Origin of the sequence: Geobacillus proteiniphilus (assembly GCF_001908025.1) — a bacterium.
Lineage (GTDB): Bacteria > Bacillota > Bacilli > Bacillales > Anoxybacillaceae > Geobacillus > Geobacillus proteiniphilus.
In genome coordinates, this window is the sequence record NZ_MQMG01000038.1 from 15,258 (window position 1) to 38,713 (window position 23,456).

Consider the following 23,456-nt stretch of genomic DNA (forward strand, 5'->3'; position numbering starts at 1 on the left):
GTCACACCTCCCTAAATGAGCACTTTCATGTCAATGTCCTCAATCGCATCGAGAGGACGGATACGAGAAAGGATAAACACCTTATCTCTCGTGTTTGCTTCCTTGATCTCCTGCTCTTTCATCGCATCCACATCGACGCCGACCGAGCGTAAATAGACCCGTTGCTGTTCTAAATCAATTTCCGCTCTATTTTTCCCAACATCGAGCAGCCCGTCAATCTCCAACTGCTCATAGTACGCATTAATTGCTTGAATGAGCAGCACTTTATTGTCATAGCTGTTGGCGTATTTACCGATATATCTGTCCTCGATCGTCTTGCGAATGTCCATATACATAAGATCGAGGATATCGACGATTTTAATTTTCTTGAAATCATCCCCCTTATCTTGCGTAGTTGTGACGAGTGACGTCACCCCACGACCGACTTTCACTTTTTCGCCGTCATGGTAAATCACAAATTCGCCGTTATCGATGGCTTGGTTGAGTTGATCTTTCGTATAGGTTTGGACGCTGTCTACCTCCGGCAACGGCTGAAAAGTCGTTGAAATCGTCAACGGCGTTCCGGCAATCAACCCAGCGATGCGGGAGCAATATTGGGCTGCCGTATACGTCGTATCACCGACGACAATGTTTTCCGTCGTGAAGTTAATAATGTACTCTTTATCAGCCGCATGATGGGGCAATACAGCTTTCACCATCTTGCCGTTGGCACGTTGCAAGCCGATCCATGTCGTAATTTTCGTTTTGTCTGCTTCCTCGATCTCTGGAAAAACGAAATAATCAAATTTCACCGTCTCTAAATAGTTCAGCGCGACATCTAGAGGTGTTCCGTTCGTCACCGTGGTATTTGGATCATAGACGTATACCACCACTCGATTCGGCGTCCGCTCGCCGCCAATGAATGCGAGCTCGATTTGTTTTTTGTTCGCCTCCGACAGACCAATCGGAATATCGGTGATGTTTGTTAAAACATGCGCACCGAGAGCCGCCGTATCTTTTAACAGCAGCGCAACGATCCCTCGCTCGCCGCGTTGGATCGCCGTGGCCCCTAGCGTTTTGAATACAATATTGACTTGAGGCAGACCCATTACAATACCTCCCTGTTATGATTGATTTCCTGCATGAGGTCATGCTGCTCTGCATCGCTCAACATGACGATAAAGTCAAGATCGAGGAAAAAGTGGAGAATATCGTCAACAATTTCGAATCTCCGCTCTACAATGTTTACCTTCATCCCGTCAAAAGCAATGCTTCGGAACAAGTCGTTCAACGAATCAGCCATTTCAACGTTTTTGGCGTTCGTTTCTTCCTCGGATAAATACTGAATATCGATGGTGATTTCTCTTTGTTGCATTGACTTGTTCAGCTCAATCACATCGCCAGGCAAAATGGTAATAAAAAAACAAGGCTTTTTTAGGCCTTGTTCCACTTTTTCGCCGTATATTTTATGGTCCGGAAAGGCTGTTTTGAGCTTGCCGATCACCGCATTTCGAATAGCTGTCATCATAATGAATTCAGCACCTTGTCAAAATGTTTTTTCAACCGGCGCGGGATTTGGCGTTTGATACGCTTTATCGATACTGTCAACATATAAAATCCCGGAGCGTGCCCAACTGTTTTTTTATTAATCACTACTTTATGGCCGTATTCCACAAAACGGGCATAGAATTCCTTATTGTAGACGACCATAACCAAATTATCGCCTTCCCGTTTCAACTCGCCAATTTCCCAACCGCTCCGCAGCCTCCCCTCGTCTTTCGGCGTCCTTACTTTCACTAGACGCAACAATCCTTTAGCCACGTCCAGTAAATAGTTTTCTAGCTCCTCAGGGAGATTTTCCTTGAGGAAAATAAACTGCTCTTCGTATTTTTTGAAATTGTTTATTTTGAGCTGGAACATTACGCTTCACCTTCCATTTCTATGATCACCTCTTGGAAGGTATGGTATTTAAAGCACTCCTTAACCGTAAATCGAAGCGTTTCTCCTCTATGAGCGACCTCAAGTTTGTCGCCGATTTTAATATTTCGGTGCGTTTCTATATGAATTTTATAGAACAAGCGAATATTGTGTGTTGTATCGGTTTGCAATGCGTCACCGGAGTCGATTTTCACTAATTCACATGGGATTTGTTCCATCACAACAACGGGCTGATGGACCGTTTCTCCGCTCGCCAACTCCATTTCTTGCAACCGTGACACTGTACAGCGATCATTGAGGCTATGAACGTAGCCGAGTGTGCAATCCAGTATAAAATAGCCCGGTTCACCCTCATCCACGGCCATAATGTCGTACCATTTCCCCTGGCAAAGAGCTTTCATTAACGGCTTTACCGCCTTATTCGCCCGAATAATGATCTGATACGATTTTTCAGGCTGTTGGTCAGTGAATTTATTCTTTTTGAATTTCACTTGACCCCAGAGCTTACAGCGCTCGACAAGTTGCTCTTCGCCATTATCAAAAATAACCTCATAAAATGTTAGGCGATCCTTCAGTTGTCCGGGGTTCATGTCCCCTCACCTTTATATTTCACCATCAAATTCCCCGCATCCGACACCGTCACCTCGTATTTATGCCCCGATGGGGACACCAAAACAAGGCTTTTCAGTTCCTTTTCAGCACGCTTTTCGGTCTTCTCGCTCATGGATGCTTCCCCTTTCTATGTCGTGCTATCGTAGCAATGAGTCAGCTGGGCGACGATACTTTCGACCGTATGCCGCACTTTCTCGCTCGTCTTGCCGATCATGTCACGATTTTCGTACCAATCGGCGACTAGAACGTAGCAGAGCAGCTTGGCCAACTCATTCGTACTGTCAAATGTATTTCCTGTCGCATTAACCAAGTACTTTTCCGCTGCACTAATCAGCGTATTAATTAAACTATCCTCGTCATTATGGTCAACGCGCAGCCATTGCTTCGCTTCATCAAGCGTAATAATCAAAACAATCACCCCCAATAAAAGGGGACGGGGATAACCCCCGTCATTAGCTCAGTGTCAATTGGCCATATACAGCCGCGCCGGTATCCCAGAATTTAATATCATCGCGCATAATCGTACGTAAATCCGTCGTATCACGTTTAAATGCATCGCCGCCTTCTTTCGTTGCCGCCAACTCAAAGAATCGCCGCGAGAACAACACGATAAGCTCTTCAAGATTCCCAATGAAAATGGGAGCCTTGTTCGTCGTTCCGGTGATCGACGGCAAATAGCGATTGGAACATACGACGACCGGACGGCCAAACAACAGCTTCCGTCCTGGCTGTGTAATGTCATCCTGAAGCAAGAAACGACCGTTCGTATCCTGCTGGCTATCGAGCCAGTTATATCCGTCTTGGTTTGTTAAAACAATCGAGCTCAAGCTAATAGCCGGATCCAAGTCAACGTTAAATACTTTTTTCACCACTTTAAGATCAGCTAAATCTTTCGGAGTCATAGTCAGCAGAAGATCCGTAATCAACTTATTGCGTGTAACCACAGCCTTTTTACCAATCCAGCGCGTGATGTAATTAATAATATTCTGATCGCTGTCAGCCAAAAGCTCGTTAGTAATAGGCAAAATGCCGCCACGTTTTTTCACAGAGTACGAGACAGCCACGAATTTGGGATTATCCGTTTCCGGAAGCACGCCGTATTCATCAATCAACGCAAACGGTGTCATCGTTTCGTCTTTCTCCAGCACACGCGAGCCCGATAAGGTGGTCACTTCCTCGACGCGCACATATTGAGACAGATCGTTTTGCGCTCTCATGATCTCGTTAATGCGCGTCTGAATGTCCTTTGGAACGATTAAAGACGAATCCCCATCCGTGATAGCCGGGTTAGTCCCACCTTCGTTCATGACAGCGCGCTTCTCGTATTCTGCAATAATGCTTCGCTCATCCGAAGAAACCGGGCGCCGGCGAATCGCCTTCATGAAGATTTGTCGATACTCCTGTTCCAATTCGGCATCTTCCTTCGTGACAGCGCGTGTTTCATTGCTGGCTGAATACGCACCGCCCAGGCCCAATCCGCCACGCTCCTCTTCCTCTAATTGCCGCTGTACTTCAATTTTCTTTTGCAGCGCTCGTACTTCTTCCATACGTTTTTCGGCTTCATCGACTTTATCCTCTGCTAAGAGAGTGCGGACTTCCGCTTTCATCTGCTCCAGTTTTTGCAACATCTCACGCAGTTCTTTACCCATACTTTTTCAACCTCCTATAGTCAAAATAAAAAGAGCCGATTTATATCAGCTCTAACTCGATGGCTAGTTTTCGTTTTTTGTATTCATTCGAAGCACGTTTTTGCTGCTCCCGGTACTCGTCGAGCGATCGAACAGATACTTCATTGGCCGGATAAGCCGGGAAAGCCACCGGGGAAATTTCATACAGTTCCGCATCCAAAATGGACCGCTTATAAATCTTCTTCCCGTCGCGATCGACTTGCGACCATTTGTCTTTTGTGACCCGCATGCCAAACGATACACCATCGACATCTCCCCGCTTGATCATCTCCCAGGCATCGTTGCCGGCTGTGGTGTTCGGCAAGTCCAACTCGAAGCGCAACTCTTTTTCCGTACTCTCCAGGCGCAACGTCCCACTTTTCGTGCTTCCAAGCACTTTAGACGTGTCATGCGACCAGAGACCGACGACACCGCGTGTTTTTAGGCTTTCATCAAACGCGCCGGCCGCGATTTCCTCAACGAATGTGTCGCCCCACCAGTCCCGCATCTCCGCGCTTTCCGTGTTGTACTTGATCGATCCGGAGATGGTGCGCCTTTCTTCTTCTCCGCTTGACTGACGGACTTCAATTTTCACTGGCAGCGCCCGGATTTCCTTTGTTTCCTTCGTCGCCTGATTGCCCACTGTCACCACCTCCTTTCATGTATTGCTGACCTACCATTGTTAGCGGGATGTAATTCCCATTGACAATGAGCTGATTGCCTCCAGGTCGAGGTGGCAAATCTTCCTTAGCCCTTGCTTCGTCCGGTTCAAGAAACCCATTCTGTATGCCGATCGCATAGGCTTCATATCTCGTTTTAATGTCAGCGCGCAAAATACTATCGACATTAAACTTCACATAATAGCCAGCATCTAATTCGCTGTCGAGGAATAACTTGTACGTCATTTCCTGCTCGTACATCGTTAGAATTGGGAGCAGTGTATCTACGTAGAATTGTCGTTGTTGCTCCGCCACGTTTGTGTGGGTCGCCCGGCTTAAATCGTTGAGTTGGTGCATTTTGATACCAAAAGCCGTTGCAATTTGCCTGATTGTTAGCTCCGTATTTTCAAGAAACTGCGCATCGGACATCGTCAAACTGATCGGCTTAAATTCATATCCAATCGGCATGAGCGCGATGCGGTGACTGTTTTTCAGTCCCGATGACATTTCCTCAAACTTTTCCCGGAATTTCTTTTGTGCCTCCGGGTTCAAATCGCCGACATACTGGACAATTCCCTTTACTTGCAACCCTTGCTTGTAAAAATTATTGATAAACCTGCCGGCCGCCGCCGCATTTTCCACCGTCGCTCGCAAATAATCAAGAGGAGGAACGCCGACAATACCGTCGAGCGTGACGCCACTTTTAAAGTGCAATAGCTCATTAGGCATGAGCTTCCGCCGCTCGGTTCCGACATCGACTTCATACCAGATGTGATTTTTGCTGCTGAAAAGGCCGATATCGTCGATCCAAATACGCACTTTACCTGCGTCGATCGGCCAAAGCCCCACAATCCGACCCTTTTCATCTGTCTCGATGTTGACGTACGCATTTCCATATATGTTCCGTTGTGTCTCATTGCATTTGGCGAAGTCAGACGCTGACATATACGGGTTGGGACGAAGCTTTAGCAACTTATATAAATAGTGCTTCACTGCCTTATTGACGCCGTTTTCGTCTTCACGATACGTCTTCAATGGGAGCTTGGACAGCGATTCCGCTAAAATCTTGATACAAGCGTAAACGGTTGCCTCTTTCAGCGCGTTTTTTCCGTAAACATTGACCTCACTAGGAGAAATGCCGAGAAAATCTAAAAGCGCTGGATCATTTAGGCTGTATTCCGTGTAATCGGTACTTCTTCGCTCCAAAGCACGCCGGAAAAACATTCAGTTTTCACCTCCCTCACGGCGGATAACGCTTCGGTGGATGCAGCGCCGTAAAAATACCGATAGCTAAACAAGAAAAACCAAGCATATACAGCCCTGCCGTCACGCTTAACCGGAACGTCGCAACGTTAATAAGTGTCAGTCCGATGAAAATAAAAAAATCTTCCGCGTAATCACGAAAGATTTTCTGTAATTTTTTCACTTTATCAACCCCACAGTCTGTCTAAAAAGTCATCGGTCGCAAATTCCGATACATCAACCGACTCGGCATTCGCAAACATCGCCCGGGCATGAGCGTTAATCAATGCTGCTAGTGGGTCGATCCGGTCCGTGCTCTTCGATTTATCGAGCATAATGTTCTCCTGGGCGTCTTTTCGTGTCACCGCGTTACCGACTGCCCATGTTAAAACAGGGTTTTGATTGTGAATGATCTTCTTTTCAAGCACTTTTGTCCGGAAATTTTTCGTTGGCTCTGTCAAATAGCGAATCCCCTGCGGAATTTCTACTGTTGTGAAGCCGTCCGCCTCAAGCTCTTGCATTAAATGCCGCGCATTGTACTTATCGTAGCAAATTTCCTTCACCAAAACCCCGTATGTCGGCTCAATTGACTTGATATATTCGCGCACAAACGCATAATCGACGACCGCTCCCGGCGTGGCTGTGATCCATCCTTGTCGAACCCATTGATCGAACGGCATTTTATCGGTTTTAACCCGCTCATCGAGCTTTTCTTCCGGTATGAACGAGTGGGATAAGACGATAAATTTGCCGTCATCTAACGGAATTTCGATGGAAACACTCGTTAAGTCAGTCGTGGCCGACAAGTCCACGCCTACATACGCATCCAATCCGCTGATATCCGGCAGGTTTTCGGCGCCGCAGGCCGCCCAGCGTTCGGCCGAGATATAGGCTTGCTCCCGCTTATTGATCCAGACATTCATGTTTTTCGTTAAAAAATCATCCATTTTGTCCGGTTTTTCGAGCGCTTCTTTGAGCTTGGCGCGAATATTTTCCACCCCTTCCGGATAGGAAGCCGCAATCGGGTTCGCTTTCAGCCATGCTTTTTCGTCCTTAATGTCATCAATCAGGTTTCCGTCCTCGTCTTTATCCAGTTCGTTGACCATTGCAAAGTATTGATCGTTCTCTACTGGGCTGTTTGGGTCTAACAGCTTTGAAACGTATTGATACTCGCTTCGATAACACGGATTGTTTAAGTTGGCGCCGGCCGTCGTAATAATCATCAGCAACGGTTGCGCCCTGGCAATCATGCCGGAATCAAGAATGTTGTAAATCTCATCTGTTTCATGGGCATGATACTCGTCAATAATGCCACATTGCGGATTTAAACCATCACCGGTCTTCCGATCCTCTTTGGAAAGAGGACGGATAATGGATCGGCTTTTCGGGTGATGGATGGCCCCATACTTCACTTCATATTTCCCTTTTAGTTCCGGGCAGCCGGCCAGCATGGCTTCGGTTTCCTTCCAGACAATTCTCGCTTGTTCCGTTTTCGTTGCACCGATGTACACCTCTGACATGCTTTCTCCGAACGCCATCGCCTCATAGGATGCTACACAAGCCAGGCTTTGCGACTTGGCGTTTTTCCTTCCTACCTGCCAATACCCTTTCTTAAAACGCCGGTAATCCGTATCCTTGTGCACCCAGCCATAAATATTGCCGAACACAAACACCTGAATTTCATGTGGTCGAATATGCTGTCCCTTGAGTACGCCTTTTGTATGCTTAAAGAGCGTCATCCACTTGAGGAAGCGCATCGCTTTCGTTTCGTCAAAGATATAGGGAAAGGCATCGGTTCCCTCACGTTCAATATCCCGTAAAAAACGCAGGCACGCCCATTTATGTTTCTGGCATGCGATCACACGGCCGTCGATGACATCGTGGGAATAGTCAATGAGCCATTGCTTTAGGCTCATACATCACCAAACTCCTGTTCAAACGGCGTCGGCTGCTTTGGCTCCTCTTTTGGTAAGGCCAATTTTGCCCGAGAGCTTGGCGTCAAGCCAAATTCGACGGCCAGAGATTTCATTTGCTCGTGCAGTTGTTTTTTCTTCGTGAGTAGAGGATGAGGAACCTTATTCGTCTCCGCCGCTTTATTAGTGTATTCGACCATGAGCCCCTCTTCCTCGATGATCTGCGAACACTTAACGTAGTTAGCATAGGCGTCACAATACAAGGCAAGAGCATTCACATCGACGTTCGTGACCAACCCAATCTCTTTCAGCTCCTTCACGATCCGCTTGAACTCCTTTTTGGCCACATCGTCGAGCCAGCTTGGGGGTCTCACCTTGTCATCATTCGGCCGGAGCTTTGCCTCGGCCTCCTTTCGGGCGTCGATTTCCTTTTTCGTCAAATGCTTTGTCCCCTGAATTAAAATCAAGTCAACCGGCTTCGCACGCCGGCCCATGTTCAACACCACCTTTCGCTTGGAATTTCCCTAAAAACTGTTAACCCCCTTTTACGCCAAAAAGGGAACTTTGTGCACGCTGAGGGGGGCGCGCGGTCCAGAGCCGCCCGGCGAAAAATTTTTACCCCGCCCCTCCCCATATATCCTCTTGTCTTCAGCTGTTTTTCTGTTGTGGCACGGGTTGCAAAGCGACTGTAGGTTGCCTAACGATAGGCGTAATGACCAATCAACCCGCACCGGCACAATATGGTCCACCACGTCAGCCGGTGTGATGCGTTGCTTAGCAAGACAATGCTGGCAAAGATAGTGATCGCGGACCAACGCCGCACGTCGAACACGCTGCCATTCTTTGCTGTGATAGAAGTCGCGGGTGGTTTGATCGCGGAAATGTTCGTCGTAGTATCGATGGCGATGGGATTTGTCTTGCTGCTCTTTATGCTGGTGATCTTGGCAGTATCGACTTTGTGTGAGGTTTGGGCAGCCGGGAACAGCGCATGGTTTCTTTGGTCGGTTTGGCATGAATATCACTCCAATAAAAAGGAGCCGTAAAGGCTCATTCGATAATAATCTTTCTATACTCTGATTTATCTCTTATTCTATTAATTTGAAAAACGTTATCTTTATCTCTTTCAAATACTTGGTCAAAATTCATGAAATCAATAATTTCTCTTGTAAAGTTTACTAACTTACCATGAATATCCTTCAATAAGTCAACTGTTTCATCGATATCAACTACTATAGGCTGAATCCAATCTGTAGTAAAATATATTGAACCATCTGCGTTAAAAAACTCAGTTCCTATCAATCTACGTCTCTCTAAACCTAAAAATTGCAAATTTGCTCTGTGTTTTATGTTATTAGCTAAATTATCCCTCATATACTTGACTTGTGGATCAAATCGATAATCTTTTATCATGTCTAATAAATCATTCGCCTCTTTAGTCCCAACTTGCTCTAAAGATTGTTTTACATTAGGATAGGTACAATCCCTCAAAACACTTTCATACCAATCTGGGGAATAGGTCTTTCTTCTGTGAAGCTCGAAACCGAACCAAAGTACTTGATAAATATAATCTTCACAAGAGTTGTACCAAACAATAGAGTTTTTCAAATACTGTGATCTTAACCAAAGATGGGCTTTATAGGGATTGTTAAAAGCAAGAATGTTACTCTCGAAATACTTTTGATACGCATTAATTAAAGCAAATCTAGCACTTGCAATTAACTCATAAATCTCATAAGTCTTGTCCATTGCAATTGAGTAACCTATATCATGAGCTGCCACCATATCACTTATTAACAGCCCTTCTGTAATATCATCAGGCAGTTCAAGACTGTCTACAAATTGATTATATTCATTCCTCCACTCATCCCACGAATATTCTTTATCCTTATAAACAAATTTGAGCATTATTACCACTCCTTCTGCCTACTTCATTCGACAGAATAAGAAAATTTCCTACATGAATACTTCGTCAAATTCCGACAAGGAATAGGTATTTGTACTCAGTATGTTGAATAAATACACACAGGGAGAGAAATCGGGAATTAAGGAGTTGGTAAACTTGGCAAAGAACACTGGGGACGGTTATAGAAAGGGAGCAGTAAGAGACCGCTCCCAAGTATATAATCCCAAAATCGATTCTTGGATTAAACGCGGTGAAGATGGACGTTTTATGGACGTTAAAACATCCGATAACAAACCATTTAAAGGCGTACGAAAAGAAAAATAACCATTAAGGTCACTTTCCCGATTTCTCTCCTTGAAACAGAAACGCCACTCCGGTCAGAGTGGCGCTGCATAAAAAAGTGAAGGGAAATTTAAGCTTTATTCAACCCGCCCTATACTACCATCATATCACCTCCACGACCAAACAGTATGCCAAAAATCTGCCGTTTTTCTGCCACTATTATGTCAACTCCAATCACCAATACTGACTCCCTCGTTTCCTGTTTTTCGTAAATAGCCGCTTAGCCAGCTCGTGCATTTCGTCTTTCGGTTTGCTGCGAATAATGTTCGACACGTCCACTGTCGTGAGCTTCCGCTTCCCGATCCGGTATCCCTTTTTATTTAGCTCCTGCACCACTTTCGTGACGCTTTCCAGCTGCACATATAAATAGACCGCTTCCTCTTCCATCGTGGCGGGCGTGTAGTTTTCGATCTTCCGAATGTATTCTTGCAAGTATTCGATTTGCTTTTTAGCTTCCTCGACTAACACTTGCTCTCCCCCCCCAATGAGTTCACTTCAATTTACAGACTGATGCACTCGCCGAATGGCTCAACCCCTTGATAGTTCTAGCCTCAAGACCTTTTCTTTTATGAGTGCACCACACGCTTTTTTATGATGTACTACAGGGTAAAAAATTAAATTTTATACTTCAGCATCGCCTTATCCATCGCATCTTGGTTGACGCCAATGTACTTCAGCGTAATGTGAGGGCTGGAATGATTAAAAAGCTCCTGCAGCATGGCCACGTCTTTCGTTTGCTGGTAAAAATGGTAGCCAAACGTTTTTCGGAGTGTATGCGTTCCCACCTCATCCAGTGACACGTATTCAGCCGCCTCCCGCAAAATGCGATAGGCCGTCGAACGATCAATGGGCCGGTTGCCGCCCTGCCGACTTCGAAAGGCATATTCGCCATCCTTGAGCGTTTTGGCGTATTCAATCAGCTCCTTTCGAATGGACGGCGGGATCCGGATCCGCTTCTCCTTTCTCGTCTTCTTTTCCCGCAGTTTCAAATGCGTCTGCAGCAAATCTTCCTTCTTCAATTGCAATAGGTCTGATATTCTCAGTCCTGTGTTGATACCGAGGACAAATAGGATGTAGTTGCGTTTGTTTCGCTGCAGCAAATATTTCTTCATGGCTGCAATCTTCTCCGGATCGCGAATCGGCTGTACAAAGTTCACGATAGAGTCACCTCGCTTTTTTCCTCGCGATACACTTCGATTTTTAAAGCAAAGGCGAGCTTGTAAAATGCTCTCGATTTCAGCCGGTAATACTTCCGTTCACTCATGCCAAGCTCAGGATACACTTCATAGTCGTAGACATCCTCCCATGACATATATCGTCGGACAATAATGGCACGCTCCCATTTGCTTAGACGATTCACCGCACTTGTAATCCGCCGGATGTACTCGTCTCGCTCCCGCTCATAATCGACGTTACGGATTGCGATGCTTTCTGTTGAGGAGCGAAACTGATTGGACGGTGCCGGAACAAGCGAATAACACTGCGTGACTCTCGGCATTTCATCTAGACGAAGCGTCAGCAAGTAGACGCGGTATTTCTCCAATGCCGCCTCCACCGCCCTTTTAGTAGCCGCGCGATCAATCTCTGGCAACATGAACTCTCTCAACGTTCTCCCTCCTATCGCTGGCGGAATGCGCCGCCTTTGCCGCGCCGATACACCGGACGACAGACGCCCATCAGCTCCTTAATCTCCCGCTCCGTTAGCCGTTCCTTGTTCCTCTTCCGTTCTTTTCGGTTCCGCTCCGGATGATAGGTCATGTTATTGGCCTTGATCCATTTTCGCATTTGGTCTTGGATGGTGCGCATCTGTTTTCCCTCCCTTTGATTGCAAAAGAAAAGAGGACACCAATCATACAGGGATCTCCCTGCATCATCAGTGTCCTCACGCTCTCGGTCTTGGACATATTTGGTTTTGATTCCATTATATCAAAACAGCTGCCTTTTGTAGCAAGATTCGGAACGTTTCTCGTCCCTTCGGCGTCACAAGCGTTTGAACATCAGCTCGTCCATTTCGTTCCCATTCCTTCAATTCAAAGAGAGACGGCACGTATTGAGCATACGGCTTCAACTTTCCTTTTTGGTCTCGATATATATACTTTTTCTCCAGCAGCCAATCGATAAAGGCTTTTGGTTTGATTTTCAGTTCCTTGGCCGTATCTCGGAAGTTTGTCAACAACCGCCGATCAACAAGTGCATCAAAGTAGTCAGCTTTCGGTTGCATCGCCGCGATCTGTTCGTTTTGTTTTCGGACCGTTTCCAACGTGGCACGGAATAACAGTTTCGTCTGTTCGTCCGCGTGTTTTAGATAGGTTTCGACGAATAAGTCGTCATTCGCTACGTAGCCGCCGGTTTTTCTGATTGTCGGAATGACTTCGTGTGTGATCCATCGCTTAAACTGTTTAGCCTCTGATTTGCGACTTCCTAAAATGAGCGTGTATAAACCAGGCTCATTCACAATGAATGTTTCTTGTTTTCTTCCCAGCGAATCGGTGACCGGAATTAAACTCCGCTCATCTTCATCGAGTCTTTGGACTGCTTTTCTTGCATCAGCAATATCTAGAATTTCACAAACATCTTTTGCCACAAACCAAACTTCATCATCCTTTATAATTGTTCGTACTTGACTGCCGCTGTAAGTAAACACCTTTTGTAATTGATTCATCGAAAATTCCCTCCCCATAAACTAGACCACTATCGGTTCAAGCTATAGTGGATTCGTCTTTCTCAAAAATGGGGTAAAATTTACTTACCCCATAATCTATTTATCTCTATCGCATCATCTTCGGAATATACATTAAGCTGGTTCGATATATACAACAATAGCTTTTTTCCATTCAAGTTGATCAATCCGTTTTCTAGCTTGTTGATTTACCCAGTCATTTTGTTCATCTGATAAAGGAAAATCGCTAAAATGCTGACTAGCAATTTCTTCAGCTATATGGTCAAATAACCCGTCTTGATTATCAACTCGAAACCAAACTGTATCATCTACGATAGTGTATTCATCGAGTATAATCCTTTTTGGCTGTCCCAATGTGTAGTAATGATCAGAACTTTCCTCTGGATACATAAAAATGAGTTCTCGGTCAGGGTGATCTTGCAATAGCTGAAGTAACTCTTTTGTTTTGTTGCTCATTAAATTCACTCCTTCGCAGTTTGTGTCGAATGCGTATTAAAACGGCAAATCATCCTCATACGGCCATTTACTGCATGCACCCCAGCTTTGTGGATCGTTGCGCCAGCGCTCAGCTTCGATTTCTCGACATTTTTTATACAGAAAGTCAATAAACTCGCGCAACGTTTGGCTTTCAGGCTGTCCAAAGACACTTTCTCCACAGCTGATGTAGACTTGCAACTCTAACGCATCATCTTCTGAGATTGGCGGTAATGTAATTTGCAACATCATCACCCCAGAAACTCGAAAATATTTGTTTTCCCTACTGGAACGACAAGTAATTGCTGTTTCCGTTGTATGTGCAATTCTCCAGTCGATACTTCTTGCAACGCCTTATCACTTCCACAAACAGGACATTGCACAAGGTGCTGTTCCTCGAAGTCTTGCGACACTGCGAAAAGCACCTCACAGCTTTCACATTCATACACATGAACGGCAATTTTCACTTCAAAACAACTCACTTTCCTCGAATTTGATTCGCGCCGTTTTTCCCTTCGCTGTTTCGATAATCGTATATCCATGCTCAACTGCTTCTGCTACTTTCGCCTTCCCTTGCACCCCATCAACGACAATCACAATCACTTTGCCAGGTACAACGGGATGTGAAACCGTCATGTTATCTATATCAATCTGCAATTCTTGTGCTCTTCTCACTTGGATCCCTCCGCTGTGGTATAATGATATTAAGGTGGTCGGGAGGGATCCCGGCTTTTTTTATTTCATCCAATTACCCTCCATCCACGCCGAATTCGGCTTATCAATTCATGCTTGCGTAACGGCTCATATACATAAACGGCATCGCGATGTTCCCTGCGATATAACAAATACCACCTAGCTTTCCGCTTCCGATGTTTCATTTAACGTTCACTCTCTCGCATAGCAGAATTTAACTTTTCCAATGTCATTAATTGCGCATATTTAAACTTCAATACTTCGCAATAGACGATGGCATCCATCATTTCCTGCTGCAAGTGTTCCAGCCATTCAATGAATGTGTAATGTGACGGGACGACAGTCGTTCCATATTTCTGAATCCCTTTTTCAGTCTGTGTCTCGAGCAGCTTTTGCACATTACGGAGGATTTGGTTTTTGTTGAGCTCATCCAGCCAGTGCTGAGCATCCACTGTAGTCACCACCTCTCAATATCCGCATTCCTGGCGGTGATGGTTGATTGCGTTTTTACGGAGATATTCAGCCTCAATTTGATCAAATGTGAAACCAAGCTGTTTTCCTAATCCAAATAACTTTTCAAGCAGGTCAATGTACAAAATATCTGTATCCACAAGCATTCCCATTGAGTGGCGATCTAACAGTTCTGCCGCTATTGCATTGAGTTCAATAAATGTGTATATAATGTCTGAGTCTGTATTTGGCATAACAAACGTAAGATCATCATTGCCTGTATCGATACCGATCGATAATGCAAAGTGAAGGCAGTCCACGTACTCCTCAAGCAGTGGGTTATACCATTCTTGATCCTCAGGCATCATCACCGCTGGATTGCGGAGTGATGCAGTTCTTGGTCGAGGATCTCCCTTCCAATACTTGAACATCTGCCACTCGTTCGCCAGCTCGCCAAGTTCCACTTGCAGAGCTAAAACCTTGTTTGGCAACAAATCCTGCCCGCTAAGTCCTTTCTCTTTCACAATGCGTTCGTCTAACTCCCTCTGCAGCTTGAATAGTCTTTTCAGTTTCATCGCCGTGTCCCCCTTGATCTCGGCCAGCGCCAGTCAATGATTCGGCGGTTGTCGTCATCGTAGTATTTACGCGGACGGTTTCGGTATGCTTCCAGTTCTTCCGGCGTGAGATAGCTGATTTTCACTGGTCCATGCAGTGATTGACGTTGTTTTTTCATGGTCTCTTCCCCCTAATCGTTGTTTCATTTCTTGCCACGCCCGATGCTTATATATTTCCGGGCACTCTTCAAAGCGAATGATGGTCACCAGTTGCTGTACGGTCGCCTTGGACCAATCCATGTGATTGATCACCTCTCACCCGTTCGTATTCACGTTGAATCTCTTCTGTGGTCAGTTTTGAGAGCGCCCGGCCATCGCTAGCAGAAAAGATGCCTTTCCGGCGCAAGTGCTGAATGAGTGCGTATTTCAGCAACATCAAACCGATCCCCTCCCACTCGTTTGGAGCTTTGTAAATAGCGCATCCAGGCGTGAAACAGGGTAGTCTTTGTCATTGATTTGCACCGTCAGCAAACTCGTTCTTGTCACGCCGCACCGCGCGAGAATGTCGAGAAAATCCGCCTCCGAACATACGCTGGCCGTCAATCCGATCACTGCTCCAACCCCATTCCGGTACTCTAAACGGATCCATAACGGGTAGCCCATAAGTATCACCCATCGGGATTTTCCTGGTATTTTTTTAGACGTTCCTGAAGCTCTCGGCGCGCTTGTTCGACGTCAAAGTCATCATCCTCTGGCTGGCCATAGTCCATGTTCAGCCAGTCCGGCACGATCTCGGTGCGAACGGGCTTCCGTATCTTTCGACTGCTGTCAGAAGCCGGAGCATGGCGCTTTTTCAGCTGCTGTTCTCGAAATGCCAGTTGTGCAGCACGCACCTGGGCGACGGTTCGATAGCCTTTTTCGAACCAGTCACGCAAAATGGTTTCGACGTATTTCCACGTCTTGGCCCCGTTCTCCACCGCGATTTTCAATGCCTCTAAGACCAATTCCTCGGACGTATCATCGACCCAAGAAACGATCTTTTCCCCTATGTAGCTGCCAACGGTGCCAAAGCCGTTCTGTTCAACGAATCGGATAATCTCTCGGAAGGAATGCGCGCGCGCGTCTTCTTCTACTTCTTCTTTTTTCTCTGTAGTAATCTCTGTAGTATTCTCTGGTATTGGTCTGTTCAAATTGAGCGCTTCGTCTGTCCAATTTGAACAGATGGACTGTTCATTTTGACCGGATGGACTGTCGATTTCGTCAGTCGTCTGCTCATTTTGAACAGTCGAAACGTCATTTTGATCAGTCGTCTGTTCATCTTGATTAGACGACGTGAATTCAGCCAATTTGTCGTAATCGATCCGATACCATTTTGTTTTATCGATCCTCGAGCGATTGAAATTCGCCGAGACGATGATCCCGATCTTCTCCAGCTTGGTGATGATCCGACGAATGGTGCTTTCTGACCAGAAGGGAAATTGCTCCCTCCAGTCCTCGTACGTGTTATAGATCCATTTATAGCCGTCATGGACGTTTTCGCTTTTCTCGAGCCAGTAATGCAGCTGCTGAACAACGATGCTTTCGTTCAGTCCGATCGCCACGGCGAGTTGTGGCAAAATAACCAACGGCTGATCATCTAAAAGCAAGGTTGCCATGTCATCCCCTCCCCTTGAAAAAGCTGTTTTGCTATGGCATGATAAAAACTAGAGTTCTGAAATAAAAAACTGAATCCCGTCAACTTCGAACTCGGAGGCCATTTCATCGGCGATCCGCCGGCACTCGGTTACAGTGAGCGCGTAGACGAGTGCTGTTTGGATCGTCTCGAAATGGCCGTTTTCCTTCACGACAAATTCCACTTCAAATAGCATATTCTTCGCCTTGGAAGCATATCGTAGAATGGGAGCTTCCGGCCCTCCTTTCTCAACCAGCATCAGAAATGCCGCCTTTTTGCAACAGTTGTTTCAACTTCTCATAGACGGCTTTTGGTTCTCGATTGAGCCGATTTGCGAGCTCATCAATCGTCAATACCTTGCGATGATACCAAAGATAGAACACTTCCTCTGCCGACCACCGTCCCTTTCGCTTTGGTGTGTTCTGCGTCTGTTCCACAACCGGTTCTCTAGGTTGGGGATCGGCCGGAGAATCACCCTCAAGAAGGGCGGCCAGTTGCCGCATCTCCTGGCTGACCGGGCAAACTTGCAAACATACGGCGCTTCGATATTTGATCCGTTCCGGGCACGTGCGGCAATGCGAATCAAGAAGTTCGCAGATTTGCAGCCGGATGTGCCTTTTTTCATGTTTATCAAGCTTATTCACACATTCCGCTCCTCTCCCAGCTTCACAAAATCAATTTGAATGCCGCGTCGTTGCATATCTCGTATAATGCTCAACAACTGCTGACGCCGGGCTTCTTTTCGTTCAAGTTCTTGCAGCTGTCTGACTAAATACTGCAACTCGGATATTTCAATCGCCATCGTTTCATAGTCGCGGTTTTGCAGCGCTTCCTGTATGTACTCGATGCATCTTGATGCCTTTTGCCGCAAATCCGCCTCTTGGTAAACGATCATATGGATCACCGCCATTCCTCCTTCGTTATGATCTCCAGGCGTCGTCGCAATGACCATACATGTATTGTGGCGCGGCTCCCCTTTCGGATCGTCGCCCGCTCTCGCTCGGCCTGGCCGGCGCTCATGCGCACCGACTGAAGCACAAGCGCTTGCGGGCTGGGGGCACACCCGCCGCCTGCGCTCCAGTCGGCAAGCATGAGCTTGCCTTTTGGTTTGCAACATGATATGTTTGGGATAGGGCTGGTTTTTCATGAAGCAGTGAGCGTTTGGCTTGCTGCTTTTTTCATGTTGACAAGCTTTGCTTTGGCTTCTTGCTCAATGGCTTCGATCAACTCCGGATGATTACGCAACTCAGCGCACACCTCCCGAACTTCCCGGGCTGTCATCAATGAACTGGCTACCCATACCACGTGCATTACCACCACTCCTTTCTCGATTGTTCCAGGCGTTCATTCATTTGCTTCTTCCACTCGAGCAGCGCTTTCCCATATTCACTGTCGAGCTTTCTTTCACGAGAAAGCCGCAAAAACTCGCTTGTATACCAGTGGACAGCTTCCAGGTCCGTCATTTCCGCTAAATTTGGCAGTTGAAACATTGGTTTCTCCCCCTTTGTCATTGTCGAATAAACCCCTTCGCTTGCAGTTTCACACGATGCTTTTGCCACATTTTCCACCAGGAAAAGCCGTAATCCATGCAGATAACCGCTACGTATTGGGTCAGCGCCACGATCGCGTCGATCGCCTGCATCATTGCCTCTTCCAAGCGCTGCTTGTCAAACTCTCGAATCGACCGCGGATGGTTCGCCACGCAGACACTTTCAATCGCCTCGAGGGCTTCTGTGAGCTCCTCACGCGTTTTCATCGTCACGCTCGCCCGGTGAAGGTCAACCGCATCCCCATCGAGCTTCACCGGCCCCCATCCGGTGTACTCCGCCGCCGCCTCGAGGGCCACCCACGGGTTATTGTGCTTTTCGGCGAAATATTTCGATATGTTCGGCTGCACTCGGTACCGCCCATTTTCCTGGTGCGATACGGATTCACGAGATTCATAGATTTCAAACGAAAGCTGTTGCTGGGTCATCCCCGTCGCCTGCCGCGCTGCTTTCACCGCATCGGCCGCTCTACCGCGTTTCATCCTCCCTGCTCCCCTTTCTACCATCATCCTTGAGACTTTGTGGTACAGTATCCATAGATCGGTAGCAATCCAGCACCGCCTCGGCGATTTGCCGCAGGATCGGATTACCTTTTTGCCATTCTTGCTCAAACCATTGCTTTCGCTCCTCTGGGCTCATGAGTACCAATGGGGAGTGAACGATCACCGTCGTGTTGCCGTATTTGAATTCCTTCATGCCCGCATTCCCCCTTTGTTCATGTTTATGCGGAGCATGAGGGGCATTTGATGACATTCGCTTCACCTCGCATACTGTCTAACCATTGTTTGATAATCGACGGCCGGCGCTGTTTCGTTCAGCCAATCGAGCACCTTGGCGATCTCCAGCGCCGCGTCGTCTTTCGTAAATGCCGGGTCATCCTTCAGTTGCATGATGATCACCAGCAGCCGATGCTTCAGCTCGGCCATAGCCCATTGATCCTGAATGGTGTTCATGCTGTCACCTGCCTTGAAGGATTTTCCTTCCCTCCTGTCGAATGATGGCAACGGGAAGGGGGTGATAACATGTACTCTGTTCAGCAATTTTACCCTTTATTTACTTAGGGAACGAAAAACTTAAATTAGTTTCTCTTATTCGGATTGCCGAAGAATAAGTTTCCAGTACCATCTGATGCGATCGTAAATCGCTTCTTCTTTTTCGATCTCTGATTTGTTTTCGTCAGCAAGGATTTGAGAAATCTGCTCTTTCAAGTGAAAGAGTGGATTTCTCGCCACTTTTCTTTTAGGGATTTCGATCGCTGCTCTTTCGATCCAGCTGGTGAATTCGTGTTCATCCATCTTTTCGATCTCTTCAGGGGTCGGTAAAAACTTGCCTAACTGAATGTTTTTCCTGAGCAACTCAATGAACGTTTGCTCTTGATCCGTCATCCGTCTCACCTCCTTTGCAGGTAATGGGGAACAGTGCTGAAAAAACTTTCTGTGTTACTTTTGTTCACCAACAGTTAACTTACTGTCCAAAAAAATATCATCTGGATGAGCATTAAAGACCTGTGCGATTTTTACGGCTAAATCATAAGTAAGTCTTCGTTTCCCATTTTCAATCATCCAGTAATATTCCTTGGAGATACCTACTGATTCTGCGACTTGTTTGCAAGTAAGCCCGTGTTTTTTACGTATAGCTTCTAACCTTTCGAGTTTCACACCTCCCACCTCCTTTTGTCGTTAACCTGCTGTTAACTAAATTATAATTAACTTAAGGTTAACTTTCAAGGGTTTTTTTCAAAAAAATTTCTATTTAGTTAACAAAGCGATTGAGGCCTTTTGGTTATCTATTTGTTAACTTATAATTATTTATAGTACAAGCGAAGAGGTGTTTTATGTGTTAGGTGACCGTCTAAGAAAGCTAAGACAAGAAAAAAAGCTCACCCAAGAGGAACTTGGAAAGAAAATCAATGTTACAAAAGTTTCTATCTCTGGATACGAAAACGGCAATCGAACACCTGATACAGAAACACTTCAAAAACTCGCCGATTTTTTCAATGTCACCACGGACTATCTCCTCGGCCGGACTGACCATCCGAATCCACCGGATCAGGATGACATTCCAGAAGAGCTCAAGGATCCCGAGCTGGGGCTGTTCTTTAAAGAACTGGCTGAGGCGCCGGAGGAACGGCGGGAGCAATTACTCAAAATATGGGAGATCCTCAAGAGTGAGGGGGATCGGAAGCCAAAGGGGAAATAAAGCTTAGTTCCTTATGATCTTTAGGGGAGAGGAAAATGGGGATTTTACAACGCTTTCTCGGGAAAATAACCAAAAGGGATAAAGATGTTGATGCTCCAGTTAACAAAGAAGATCTCGCGAACAGTAGTGACACAAAGTCTCATCTTAAAGATCACAAAGACATAGAAATTCCACCCATAACGGTGACTGTCGAATATAGTTCTTCATCTCGCACAAACAAGAAGACAGAGTCGTCTTCAAGCAGTCATTATACTTATCAAAAAGCTACATTCACTCCTGACGACTATGTGGTTTTAGATTTTGAAACAACAGGATTAAGCCCAGAGAAAGACGCTATTATCCAAATTGGAGCAATCCGTTTTCGCAACCATCATCCGATCGAGGAATTTGTTTCGTTCGTTAACCCCAGAAGGCCAATCCCACCTAAAATAACGGACATTACTGGGATAACGAACGAAGATGTGAAAAATGCTCCTACAACCGAAGAAATCTTACCAGACTTTATCCAATTTCTGAAGGATGATGTACTAATCGCTCACAATGCTCCTTTTGACATGAAGTTTTTACTAAGCAATGTTCAACGGCTAGGAATAGAAAAACCAAAAAATCTAGTCATCGACACCCTAAGCCTGGCGAGAAAATACATAGCCGAAACACCAAATCATCAGCTGGAAACCTTGAAACAATGGTTACAATTAGATTTAAGTTCGCATCATGCGCTAGACGATTGTTGGGCTTGCGCTGCTGTTTATCAAACATGCCAAAAAAGGAGGAAAGAAAAGTTTCATCTTTCGGATGACGAAAAACAAGCTTACGATACTGTAATCCGCATATTAAACGACCATAACCGGGACACTAGCCTTGTCCGTTATTCTCGAACATCGACTTACTTGGACATACAAGCATTTTACTCGTTTGCCCGAATTAAATTAACAGGCAGGAAGAAATACTTGCTCTCCAAACGATTAGAACAAGAAATCATCGAGCTGTGTCCTGGCGTTGTTTGTGAGCCAGCTTCCAAAAATGAAACGGGACAAACGCGTATTTTGATTCAAACCCCTGATGACTTATTGCTAGTGTCTCCGCTGATTGTTAAAGAGTTTGATAAGGCTTTAAGGTCGATGGAAGACTATCGAAAGTACGTTGGCAAAGCTGAAAAAGTCATCGAGGATTATTTGAGTCTATAAACGACACGGATATGCAGCAAGAAAGGACATCACCGCCATGTGGCTGGATGTCTTTTTTATTCTTGTATGAAATGGGGGAGAGAAAATGAGCAAGTTCAAAGAAATTGAAGACTATCGCAAGTTCACCTCAAAAGCCGAATTGCACAAGTCCATCAACTCTCTGATCGGAATTATCCATGGGATCCGTTCCGATGACATCACTAACAAAGAGGAGATTGCTGAACTCATCCATTGGTGCAACCTACATAGACGACTTGCAAAAAAAGCGCCTTTTAACGAAATTATCCCATTAATTGACCAAGCTTTGCTGGATAACAAATTGGAAGAAGAGGAGATTGAAGATATTATGTGGCTTTGTAACAATATCGTTAATGATAACGATTTTAACAGTTACTATGACATCATCACATCATCCATACAGCAATTACATGGGATTCTCCATGGCATTATGGCGGATAATGTTTTAAATGACATGGAAATTGAGCAACTGTCCAACTGGATTGATGACCATGACTTCTTGAGGGGAACATATCCCTTTGACGAGATCCATAGCTTGCTTGTCAGTGTGAAACAGGACGGGATTATCAACGAGGACGAGAAAAACTTGCTGAAGGCCTTTTTTGCCAATTTCATTGATACAAGAATATCCCACAACATTCATGAGTTCGATATAAAATCGCTACAAAGCCAGTACTCAATCAGTGGCATATGCGCTGTAAATCCAGAAATCATATTCGAAAATAAAGTGTTTTCCTTCACCGGTGCCTCTCACAGGGCTACACGCAACGAGATTGCCCGCATCATTCAAGAGATGGGCGGAATATTCAACGACAATGTCACTAAGAGTACCAACTACCTCATCGTGGGAGGCAACGGCAATCCTTGCTGGGCGTTCGCTTGCTATGGGCGGAAAGTTGAGAAAGCGATTGAATTAAGGAAAAAAGGCACGCCAATCGTTATCGTACACGAAAATGATTTTTGGGATGAAGTAGTGATTTAAAGTGCTGTAGTTATAGATTAACCACATTTATCCTGACATCATATACTTTCGACACTAATTCGTATCCCAAATGTCATTGTAACACTAAAAAATGTAACAGAGGTAGAAACGCATGAAAGAGATTATCTATCTAAATACTGAAATCATGAATTCCTTGATCGCCCAACTCGATAAGGGAGTTACAACGCATTATTCATTGGAACAGACAATACAGGAAACCAATACAGAAATGTCACAAACAACAAGAGGAAAAGCAGCTGGCTTCAATGGAACTGTCCAATCGGGTACAGGTAGCCTATTATCCAATGTGAGTTTAAGTTTCGGCGCTAATATTTCTGGAAATGGAAATGAAACCAATGGTAGCTCCAGAGCTTTATTAGAAGGGCAACGGGATTTATTAAACAAAGCATTTCATGACTATGCTTTAAACATATTGCTACAACTCCTAAAAGAGAACGAGAAATTAAAAACAAACTCCTTTTCCCTTACAGAGGGTGACATTTGTCTATGGGAGACCGATTGGAAGTATTACGATTTTGAGTTTATCAGCAGGATTGCTGACCTTGACGATGTTTTAGAAACATTAGGGATATATGTATCGGCAGATGAATATAGGAAAGCAGAAACGATTGCGCAAAAAGCTAGAAAATACCCTAAAAATCCCGAGCTTGTCAGAGCCCAACATATTATTAATCAACATCAGTCTACAATGCTTCAAAGGAACATTCTAAAACAAATACAAGTA

Annotated in this window: 43 protein-coding genes and 1 pseudogene; 5 read left to right on the forward strand and 39 right to left on the reverse strand. The window is 45.5% G+C overall.

Annotation, left to right across the window (positions count from 1 at the left end):
• Window positions 1–11: 11 nt before the first annotated feature.
• The 14 genes and pseudogenes from BRO54_RS12830 to BRO54_RS12890 all read right to left on the reverse strand — a co-directional run bounded on the left by BRO54_RS12830 (window position 12) and on the right by BRO54_RS12890 (window position 9,915).
• A complete protein-coding gene (locus tag BRO54_RS12830) occupies window positions 12–1,088 on the reverse strand; it encodes a phage tail sheath subtilisin-like domain-containing protein (protein WP_074044200.1) in 1,077 nt (358 codons plus the stop codon).
• Complete coding sequence (locus BRO54_RS12835; protein ID WP_074044201.1) at window positions 1,088–1,507, reverse strand: phage tail terminator family protein; 420 nt, start codon at window positions 1,505–1,507, stop codon at window positions 1,088–1,090. Before BRO54_RS12835 ends, BRO54_RS12830 begins: the two co-directional genes overlap by 1 nt.
• Window positions 1,504–1,899 carry an HK97 gp10 family phage protein gene (locus tag BRO54_RS12840; RefSeq protein ID WP_074044202.1) on the reverse strand — a complete coding sequence of 132 codons (396 nt, stop codon included), beginning with the start codon at window positions 1,897–1,899 and terminating at the stop codon, window positions 1,504–1,506. The genes BRO54_RS12835 and BRO54_RS12840 overlap by 4 nt, the downstream gene beginning before the upstream one ends.
• Complete coding sequence (locus tag BRO54_RS12845) at window positions 1,899–2,507, reverse strand: phage head completion protein (RefSeq protein ID WP_074044203.1); 609 nt, start codon at window positions 2,505–2,507, stop codon at window positions 1,899–1,901. Before BRO54_RS12845 ends, BRO54_RS12840 begins: the two co-directional genes overlap by 1 nt.
• Complete coding sequence (locus BRO54_RS19860; RefSeq protein ID WP_156100172.1) at window positions 2,504–2,641, reverse strand: hypothetical protein; 138 nt, start codon at window positions 2,639–2,641, stop codon at window positions 2,504–2,506. The genes BRO54_RS12845 and BRO54_RS19860 overlap by 4 nt, the downstream gene beginning before the upstream one ends.
• A gap of 15 nt (window positions 2,642–2,656) precedes the next feature.
• Window positions 2,657–2,938 carry a head-tail connector protein gene (locus BRO54_RS12850; RefSeq protein ID WP_042381945.1) on the reverse strand — a complete coding sequence of 94 codons (282 nt, stop codon included), beginning with the start codon at window positions 2,936–2,938 and terminating at the stop codon, window positions 2,657–2,659.
• A gap of 43 nt (window positions 2,939–2,981) precedes the next feature.
• Window positions 2,982–4,178 (reverse strand): phage major capsid protein, encoded by a 1,197-nt coding sequence (locus BRO54_RS12855; RefSeq protein ID WP_074044204.1) that lies wholly within the window; start codon window positions 4,176–4,178, stop codon window positions 2,982–2,984.
• A 40-nt stretch (window positions 4,179–4,218) separates the two neighbouring features.
• Window positions 4,219–4,839, reverse strand: coding sequence for an HK97 family phage prohead protease (locus tag BRO54_RS12860; protein ID WP_139268069.1), 621 nt, complete (start codon window positions 4,837–4,839; stop codon window positions 4,219–4,221).
• The gene (locus tag BRO54_RS12865; RefSeq protein WP_074044205.1) at window positions 4,781–6,079 is read right to left on the reverse strand and encodes a phage portal protein; all 1,299 of its coding nucleotides are present in this window, start codon (window positions 6,077–6,079) and stop codon (window positions 4,781–4,783) included. The genes BRO54_RS12860 and BRO54_RS12865 overlap by 59 nt, the downstream gene beginning before the upstream one ends.
• Before the next feature lie 16 nt (window positions 6,080–6,095).
• Window positions 6,096–6,281 (reverse strand): hypothetical protein, encoded by a 186-nt coding sequence (locus tag BRO54_RS12870; protein WP_042381953.1) that lies wholly within the window; start codon window positions 6,279–6,281, stop codon window positions 6,096–6,098.
• A gap of 4 nt (window positions 6,282–6,285) precedes the next feature.
• Complete coding sequence (locus BRO54_RS12875) at window positions 6,286–8,013, reverse strand: terminase large subunit (protein WP_074044206.1); 1,728 nt, start codon at window positions 8,011–8,013, stop codon at window positions 6,286–6,288.
• Window positions 8,010–8,504 carry a phage terminase small subunit P27 family gene (locus BRO54_RS12880; RefSeq protein WP_023634390.1) on the reverse strand — a complete coding sequence of 165 codons (495 nt, stop codon included), beginning with the start codon at window positions 8,502–8,504 and terminating at the stop codon, window positions 8,010–8,012. The genes BRO54_RS12875 and BRO54_RS12880 overlap by 4 nt, the downstream gene beginning before the upstream one ends.
• Before the next feature lie 114 nt (window positions 8,505–8,618).
• Window positions 8,619–9,023 (reverse strand): annotated as a pseudogene (locus BRO54_RS12885) (HNH endonuclease); the annotation flags it as partial.
• 34 nt (window positions 9,024–9,057) lie between these two features.
• Complete coding sequence (locus BRO54_RS12890; RefSeq protein WP_074044207.1) at window positions 9,058–9,915, reverse strand: PH domain-containing protein; 858 nt, start codon at window positions 9,913–9,915, stop codon at window positions 9,058–9,060.
• A gap of 154 nt (window positions 9,916–10,069) precedes the next feature.
• On the opposite strand from BRO54_RS12890, the gene BRO54_RS20080 reads away from it, so the two are divergent.
• Complete coding sequence (locus BRO54_RS20080; protein WP_164834599.1) at window positions 10,070–10,237, forward strand: hypothetical protein; 168 nt, start codon at window positions 10,070–10,072, stop codon at window positions 10,235–10,237.
• A 192-nt stretch (window positions 10,238–10,429) separates the two neighbouring features.
• Here the strand turns inward: BRO54_RS20080 and BRO54_RS12900 are convergent, their stop codons facing one another.
• The 25 genes from BRO54_RS12900 to BRO54_RS13010 all read right to left on the reverse strand — a co-directional run bounded on the left by BRO54_RS12900 (window position 10,430) and on the right by BRO54_RS13010 (window position 19,983).
• Window positions 10,430–10,723, reverse strand: a complete 294-nt coding sequence (locus BRO54_RS12900; RefSeq protein ID WP_023634386.1) for a hypothetical protein — start codon at window positions 10,721–10,723, stop codon at window positions 10,430–10,432.
• Window positions 10,724–10,869: 146 nt separating this feature from the next.
• Window positions 10,870–11,412, reverse strand: a complete 543-nt coding sequence (locus BRO54_RS12905; protein ID WP_023634385.1) for a site-specific integrase — start codon at window positions 11,410–11,412, stop codon at window positions 10,870–10,872.
• Window positions 11,409–11,849 (reverse strand): ArpU family phage packaging/lysis transcriptional regulator, encoded by a 441-nt coding sequence (locus BRO54_RS12910; protein ID WP_074044208.1) that lies wholly within the window; start codon window positions 11,847–11,849, stop codon window positions 11,409–11,411. The genes BRO54_RS12905 and BRO54_RS12910 overlap by 4 nt, the downstream gene beginning before the upstream one ends.
• A gap of 23 nt (window positions 11,850–11,872) precedes the next feature.
• The gene (locus tag BRO54_RS12915) at window positions 11,873–12,061 is read right to left on the reverse strand and encodes a hypothetical protein (RefSeq protein ID WP_023634383.1); all 189 of its coding nucleotides are present in this window, start codon (window positions 12,059–12,061) and stop codon (window positions 11,873–11,875) included.
• Window positions 12,062–12,176: 115 nt separating this feature from the next.
• Window positions 12,177–12,917 carry a BRO family protein gene (locus BRO54_RS12920; RefSeq protein ID WP_023634382.1) on the reverse strand — a complete coding sequence of 247 codons (741 nt, stop codon included), beginning with the start codon at window positions 12,915–12,917 and terminating at the stop codon, window positions 12,177–12,179.
• A gap of 132 nt (window positions 12,918–13,049) precedes the next feature.
• A complete protein-coding gene (locus tag BRO54_RS12925; RefSeq protein WP_023634381.1) occupies window positions 13,050–13,391 on the reverse strand; it encodes a hypothetical protein in 342 nt (113 codons plus the stop codon).
• 36 nt (window positions 13,392–13,427) lie between these two features.
• Entirely contained in the window at window positions 13,428–13,661 is a 234-nt protein-coding gene (locus BRO54_RS12930) for a hypothetical protein (protein ID WP_023634380.1), read from the reverse strand.
• On the reverse strand, window positions 13,661–13,951 hold the full coding sequence (locus BRO54_RS20835; protein ID WP_236620457.1) for an FmdB family zinc ribbon protein: 291 nt from the start codon (window positions 13,949–13,951) through the stop codon (window positions 13,661–13,663). Before BRO54_RS20835 ends, BRO54_RS12930 begins: the two co-directional genes overlap by 1 nt.
• Window positions 13,878–14,084: an XtrA/YqaO family protein gene (locus BRO54_RS12940; protein WP_031213108.1), complete on the reverse strand. Its 207-nt coding sequence runs from the start codon at window positions 14,082–14,084 to the stop codon at window positions 13,878–13,880. Before BRO54_RS12940 ends, BRO54_RS20835 begins: the two co-directional genes overlap by 74 nt.
• A gap of 203 nt (window positions 14,085–14,287) precedes the next feature.
• Entirely contained in the window at window positions 14,288–14,554 is a 267-nt protein-coding gene (locus BRO54_RS12945; RefSeq protein ID WP_023634377.1) for a hypothetical protein, read from the reverse strand.
• A 15-nt stretch (window positions 14,555–14,569) separates the two neighbouring features.
• Complete coding sequence (locus BRO54_RS12950) at window positions 14,570–15,127, reverse strand: dUTP diphosphatase (protein WP_055357817.1); 558 nt, start codon at window positions 15,125–15,127, stop codon at window positions 14,570–14,572.
• Window positions 15,124–15,285: a hypothetical protein gene (locus tag BRO54_RS20085; protein WP_167346104.1), complete on the reverse strand. Its 162-nt coding sequence runs from the start codon at window positions 15,283–15,285 to the stop codon at window positions 15,124–15,126. Before BRO54_RS20085 ends, BRO54_RS12950 begins: the two co-directional genes overlap by 4 nt.
• A 68-nt stretch (window positions 15,286–15,353) precedes the next feature.
• Window positions 15,354–15,542: a Fur-regulated basic protein FbpA gene (locus BRO54_RS12955; RefSeq protein WP_074044209.1), complete on the reverse strand. Its 189-nt coding sequence runs from the start codon at window positions 15,540–15,542 to the stop codon at window positions 15,354–15,356.
• Window positions 15,542–15,769 carry a hypothetical protein gene (locus BRO54_RS12960; protein WP_074044210.1) on the reverse strand — a complete coding sequence of 76 codons (228 nt, stop codon included), beginning with the start codon at window positions 15,767–15,769 and terminating at the stop codon, window positions 15,542–15,544. Before BRO54_RS12960 ends, BRO54_RS12955 begins: the two co-directional genes overlap by 1 nt.
• Before the next feature lie 5 nt (window positions 15,770–15,774).
• On the reverse strand, window positions 15,775–16,761 hold the full coding sequence (locus BRO54_RS12965) for a DnaD domain-containing protein (RefSeq protein ID WP_074044211.1): 987 nt from the start codon (window positions 16,759–16,761) through the stop codon (window positions 15,775–15,777).
• A 48-nt stretch (window positions 16,762–16,809) separates the two neighbouring features.
• Window positions 16,810–17,037, reverse strand: a complete 228-nt coding sequence (locus BRO54_RS12970) for a hypothetical protein (RefSeq protein WP_023634373.1) — start codon at window positions 17,035–17,037, stop codon at window positions 16,810–16,812.
• The gene (locus BRO54_RS12975; protein ID WP_074044212.1) at window positions 17,027–17,422 is read right to left on the reverse strand and encodes a hypothetical protein; all 396 of its coding nucleotides are present in this window, start codon (window positions 17,420–17,422) and stop codon (window positions 17,027–17,029) included. Before BRO54_RS12975 ends, BRO54_RS12970 begins: the two co-directional genes overlap by 11 nt.
• Complete coding sequence (locus tag BRO54_RS12980; protein WP_231578612.1) at window positions 17,419–17,673, reverse strand: hypothetical protein; 255 nt, start codon at window positions 17,671–17,673, stop codon at window positions 17,419–17,421. Before BRO54_RS12980 ends, BRO54_RS12975 begins: the two co-directional genes overlap by 4 nt.
• A gap of 248 nt (window positions 17,674–17,921) precedes the next feature.
• Window positions 17,922–18,089: a hypothetical protein gene (locus tag BRO54_RS20090; protein ID WP_167367379.1), complete on the reverse strand. Its 168-nt coding sequence runs from the start codon at window positions 18,087–18,089 to the stop codon at window positions 17,922–17,924.
• A complete protein-coding gene (locus BRO54_RS12985; protein WP_139268071.1) occupies window positions 18,089–18,268 on the reverse strand; it encodes a hypothetical protein in 180 nt (59 codons plus the stop codon). Before BRO54_RS12985 ends, BRO54_RS20090 begins: the two co-directional genes overlap by 1 nt.
• A gap of 17 nt (window positions 18,269–18,285) precedes the next feature.
• Entirely contained in the window at window positions 18,286–18,807 is a 522-nt protein-coding gene (locus tag BRO54_RS12990) for a helix-turn-helix domain-containing protein (RefSeq protein ID WP_074044214.1), read from the reverse strand.
• Window positions 18,794–19,021, reverse strand: a complete 228-nt coding sequence (locus BRO54_RS12995) for a hypothetical protein (protein WP_011230009.1) — start codon at window positions 19,019–19,021, stop codon at window positions 18,794–18,796. The genes BRO54_RS12990 and BRO54_RS12995 overlap by 14 nt, the downstream gene beginning before the upstream one ends.
• 62 nt (window positions 19,022–19,083) lie before the next feature.
• Complete coding sequence (locus tag BRO54_RS13000; RefSeq protein WP_049624385.1) at window positions 19,084–19,278, reverse strand: hypothetical protein; 195 nt, start codon at window positions 19,276–19,278, stop codon at window positions 19,084–19,086.
• 135 nt (window positions 19,279–19,413) lie between these two features.
• On the reverse strand, window positions 19,414–19,710 hold the full coding sequence (locus BRO54_RS13005; RefSeq protein WP_047752237.1) for a hypothetical protein: 297 nt from the start codon (window positions 19,708–19,710) through the stop codon (window positions 19,414–19,416).
• Between the two features lie 54 nt (window positions 19,711–19,764).
• Window positions 19,765–19,983 (reverse strand): helix-turn-helix transcriptional regulator, encoded by a 219-nt coding sequence (locus BRO54_RS13010; protein ID WP_049624383.1) that lies wholly within the window; start codon window positions 19,981–19,983, stop codon window positions 19,765–19,767.
• Between the two features lie 178 nt (window positions 19,984–20,161).
• Here BRO54_RS13010 and BRO54_RS13015 point away from each other — a divergent pair, with 178 nt between their 5' ends.
• The 4 genes from BRO54_RS13015 to BRO54_RS13030 all read left to right on the forward strand — a co-directional run.
• Window positions 20,162–20,524, forward strand: coding sequence for a helix-turn-helix domain-containing protein (locus tag BRO54_RS13015; RefSeq protein WP_074044215.1), 363 nt, complete (start codon window positions 20,162–20,164; stop codon window positions 20,522–20,524).
• Window positions 20,525–20,559: 35 nt separating this feature from the next.
• Window positions 20,560–21,711: a 3'-5' exonuclease gene (locus BRO54_RS13020; protein WP_084544556.1), complete on the forward strand. Its 1,152-nt coding sequence runs from the start codon at window positions 20,560–20,562 to the stop codon at window positions 21,709–21,711.
• An 85-nt stretch (window positions 21,712–21,796) separates the two neighbouring features.
• Window positions 21,797–22,711, forward strand: a complete 915-nt coding sequence (locus BRO54_RS13025; protein WP_074044216.1) for a BRCT domain-containing protein — start codon at window positions 21,797–21,799, stop codon at window positions 22,709–22,711.
• Between the two features lie 112 nt (window positions 22,712–22,823).
• Window positions 22,824–23,456: DUF6414 family protein (locus BRO54_RS13030; protein WP_139268072.1), on the forward strand; the 633-nt coding region annotated here is incomplete at its 3' end.

Bases quoted from the DNA above. Each gene is read 5' to 3' on its own strand.
- BRO54_RS19860 (WP_156100172.1), bottom strand. From the start codon at position 2,641: ATGAGCGAGAAGACCGAAAAGCGTGCTGAAAAGGAACTGAAAAGCCTT.
- BRO54_RS12995 (WP_011230009.1), bottom strand. From the start codon at position 19,021: ATGAAGGAATTCAAATACGGCAACACGACGGTGATCGTTCACTCCCCA.
- BRO54_RS12835 (WP_074044201.1), bottom strand. From the start codon at position 1,507: ATGATGACAGCTATTCGAAATGCGGTGATCGGCAAGCTCAAAACAGCC.
- BRO54_RS12955 (WP_074044209.1), bottom strand. From the start codon at position 15,542: ATGTTGCTGAAATACGCACTCATTCAGCACTTGCGCCGGAAAGGCATC.
- BRO54_RS12910 (WP_074044208.1), bottom strand. From the start codon at position 11,849: ATGTTGCCAGAGATTGATCGCGCGGCTACTAAAAGGGCGGTGGAGGCG.
- BRO54_RS12855 (WP_074044204.1), bottom strand. From the start codon at position 4,178: ATGGGTAAAGAACTGCGTGAGATGTTGCAAAAACTGGAGCAGATGAAA.
- BRO54_RS12990 (WP_074044214.1), bottom strand. From the start codon at position 18,807: ATGAAACGCGGTAGAGCGGCCGATGCGGTGAAAGCAGCGCGGCAGGCG.
- BRO54_RS12965 (WP_074044211.1), bottom strand. From the start codon at position 16,761: ATGGCAACCTTGCTTTTAGATGATCAGCCGTTGGTTATTTTGCCACAA.
- BRO54_RS13005 (WP_047752237.1), bottom strand. From the start codon at position 19,710: ATGACGGATCAAGAGCAAACGTTCATTGAGTTGCTCAGGAAAAACATT.
- BRO54_RS12845 (WP_074044203.1), bottom strand. From the start codon at position 2,507: ATGAACCCCGGACAACTGAAGGATCGCCTAACATTTTATGAGGTTATT.
- BRO54_RS12925 (WP_023634381.1), bottom strand. From the start codon at position 13,391: ATGAGCAACAAAACAAAAGAGTTACTTCAGCTATTGCAAGATCACCCT.
- BRO54_RS12985 (WP_139268071.1), bottom strand. From the start codon at position 18,268: ATGTTTCAACTGCCAAATTTAGCGGAAATGACGGACCTGGAAGCTGTC.
- BRO54_RS13000 (WP_049624385.1), bottom strand. From the start codon at position 19,278: ATGAACACCATTCAGGATCAATGGGCTATGGCCGAGCTGAAGCATCGG.
- BRO54_RS12930 (WP_023634380.1), bottom strand. From the start codon at position 13,661: ATGATGTTGCAAATTACATTACCGCCAATCTCAGAAGATGATGCGTTA.
- BRO54_RS12875 (WP_074044206.1), bottom strand. From the start codon at position 8,013: ATGAGCCTAAAGCAATGGCTCATTGACTATTCCCACGATGTCATCGAC.
- BRO54_RS12950 (WP_055357817.1), bottom strand. From the start codon at position 15,127: ATGAAACTGAAAAGACTATTCAAGCTGCAGAGGGAGTTAGACGAACGC.
- BRO54_RS13020 (WP_084544556.1), top strand. From the start codon at position 20,560: ATGGGGATTTTACAACGCTTTCTCGGGAAAATAACCAAAAGGGATAAA.
- BRO54_RS12960 (WP_074044210.1), bottom strand. From the start codon at position 15,769: ATGGGCTACCCGTTATGGATCCGTTTAGAGTACCGGAATGGGGTTGGA.
- BRO54_RS12980 (WP_231578612.1), bottom strand. From the start codon at position 17,673: ATGATCGTTTACCAAGAGGCGGATTTGCGGCAAAAGGCATCAAGATGC.
- BRO54_RS12970 (WP_023634373.1), bottom strand. From the start codon at position 17,037: ATGCTGGTTGAGAAAGGAGGGCCGGAAGCTCCCATTCTACGATATGCT.
- BRO54_RS20085 (WP_167346104.1), bottom strand. From the start codon at position 15,285: ATGAAAAAACAACGTCAATCACTGCATGGACCAGTGAAAATCAGCTAT.
- BRO54_RS12880 (WP_023634390.1), bottom strand. From the start codon at position 8,504: ATGGGCCGGCGTGCGAAGCCGGTTGACTTGATTTTAATTCAGGGGACA.
- BRO54_RS12840 (WP_074044202.1), bottom strand. From the start codon at position 1,899: ATGTTCCAGCTCAAAATAAACAATTTCAAAAAATACGAAGAGCAGTTT.
- BRO54_RS12890 (WP_074044207.1), bottom strand. From the start codon at position 9,915: ATGCTCAAATTTGTTTATAAGGATAAAGAATATTCGTGGGATGAGTGG.
- BRO54_RS20835 (WP_236620457.1), bottom strand. From the start codon at position 13,951: ATGGATATACGATTATCGAAACAGCGAAGGGAAAAACGGCGCGAATCA.
- BRO54_RS13025 (WP_074044216.1), top strand. From the start codon at position 21,797: ATGAGCAAGTTCAAAGAAATTGAAGACTATCGCAAGTTCACCTCAAAA.
- BRO54_RS20090 (WP_167367379.1), bottom strand. From the start codon at position 18,089: ATGCACGTGGTATGGGTAGCCAGTTCATTGATGACAGCCCGGGAAGTT.
- BRO54_RS12830 (WP_074044200.1), bottom strand. From the start codon at position 1,088: ATGGGTCTGCCTCAAGTCAATATTGTATTCAAAACGCTAGGGGCCACG.
- BRO54_RS12865 (WP_074044205.1), bottom strand. From the start codon at position 6,079: ATGTTTTTCCGGCGTGCTTTGGAGCGAAGAAGTACCGATTACACGGAA.
- BRO54_RS12920 (WP_023634382.1), bottom strand. From the start codon at position 12,917: ATGAATCAATTACAAAAGGTGTTTACTTACAGCGGCAGTCAAGTACGA.
- BRO54_RS12915 (WP_023634383.1), bottom strand. From the start codon at position 12,061: ATGCGCACCATCCAAGACCAAATGCGAAAATGGATCAAGGCCAATAAC.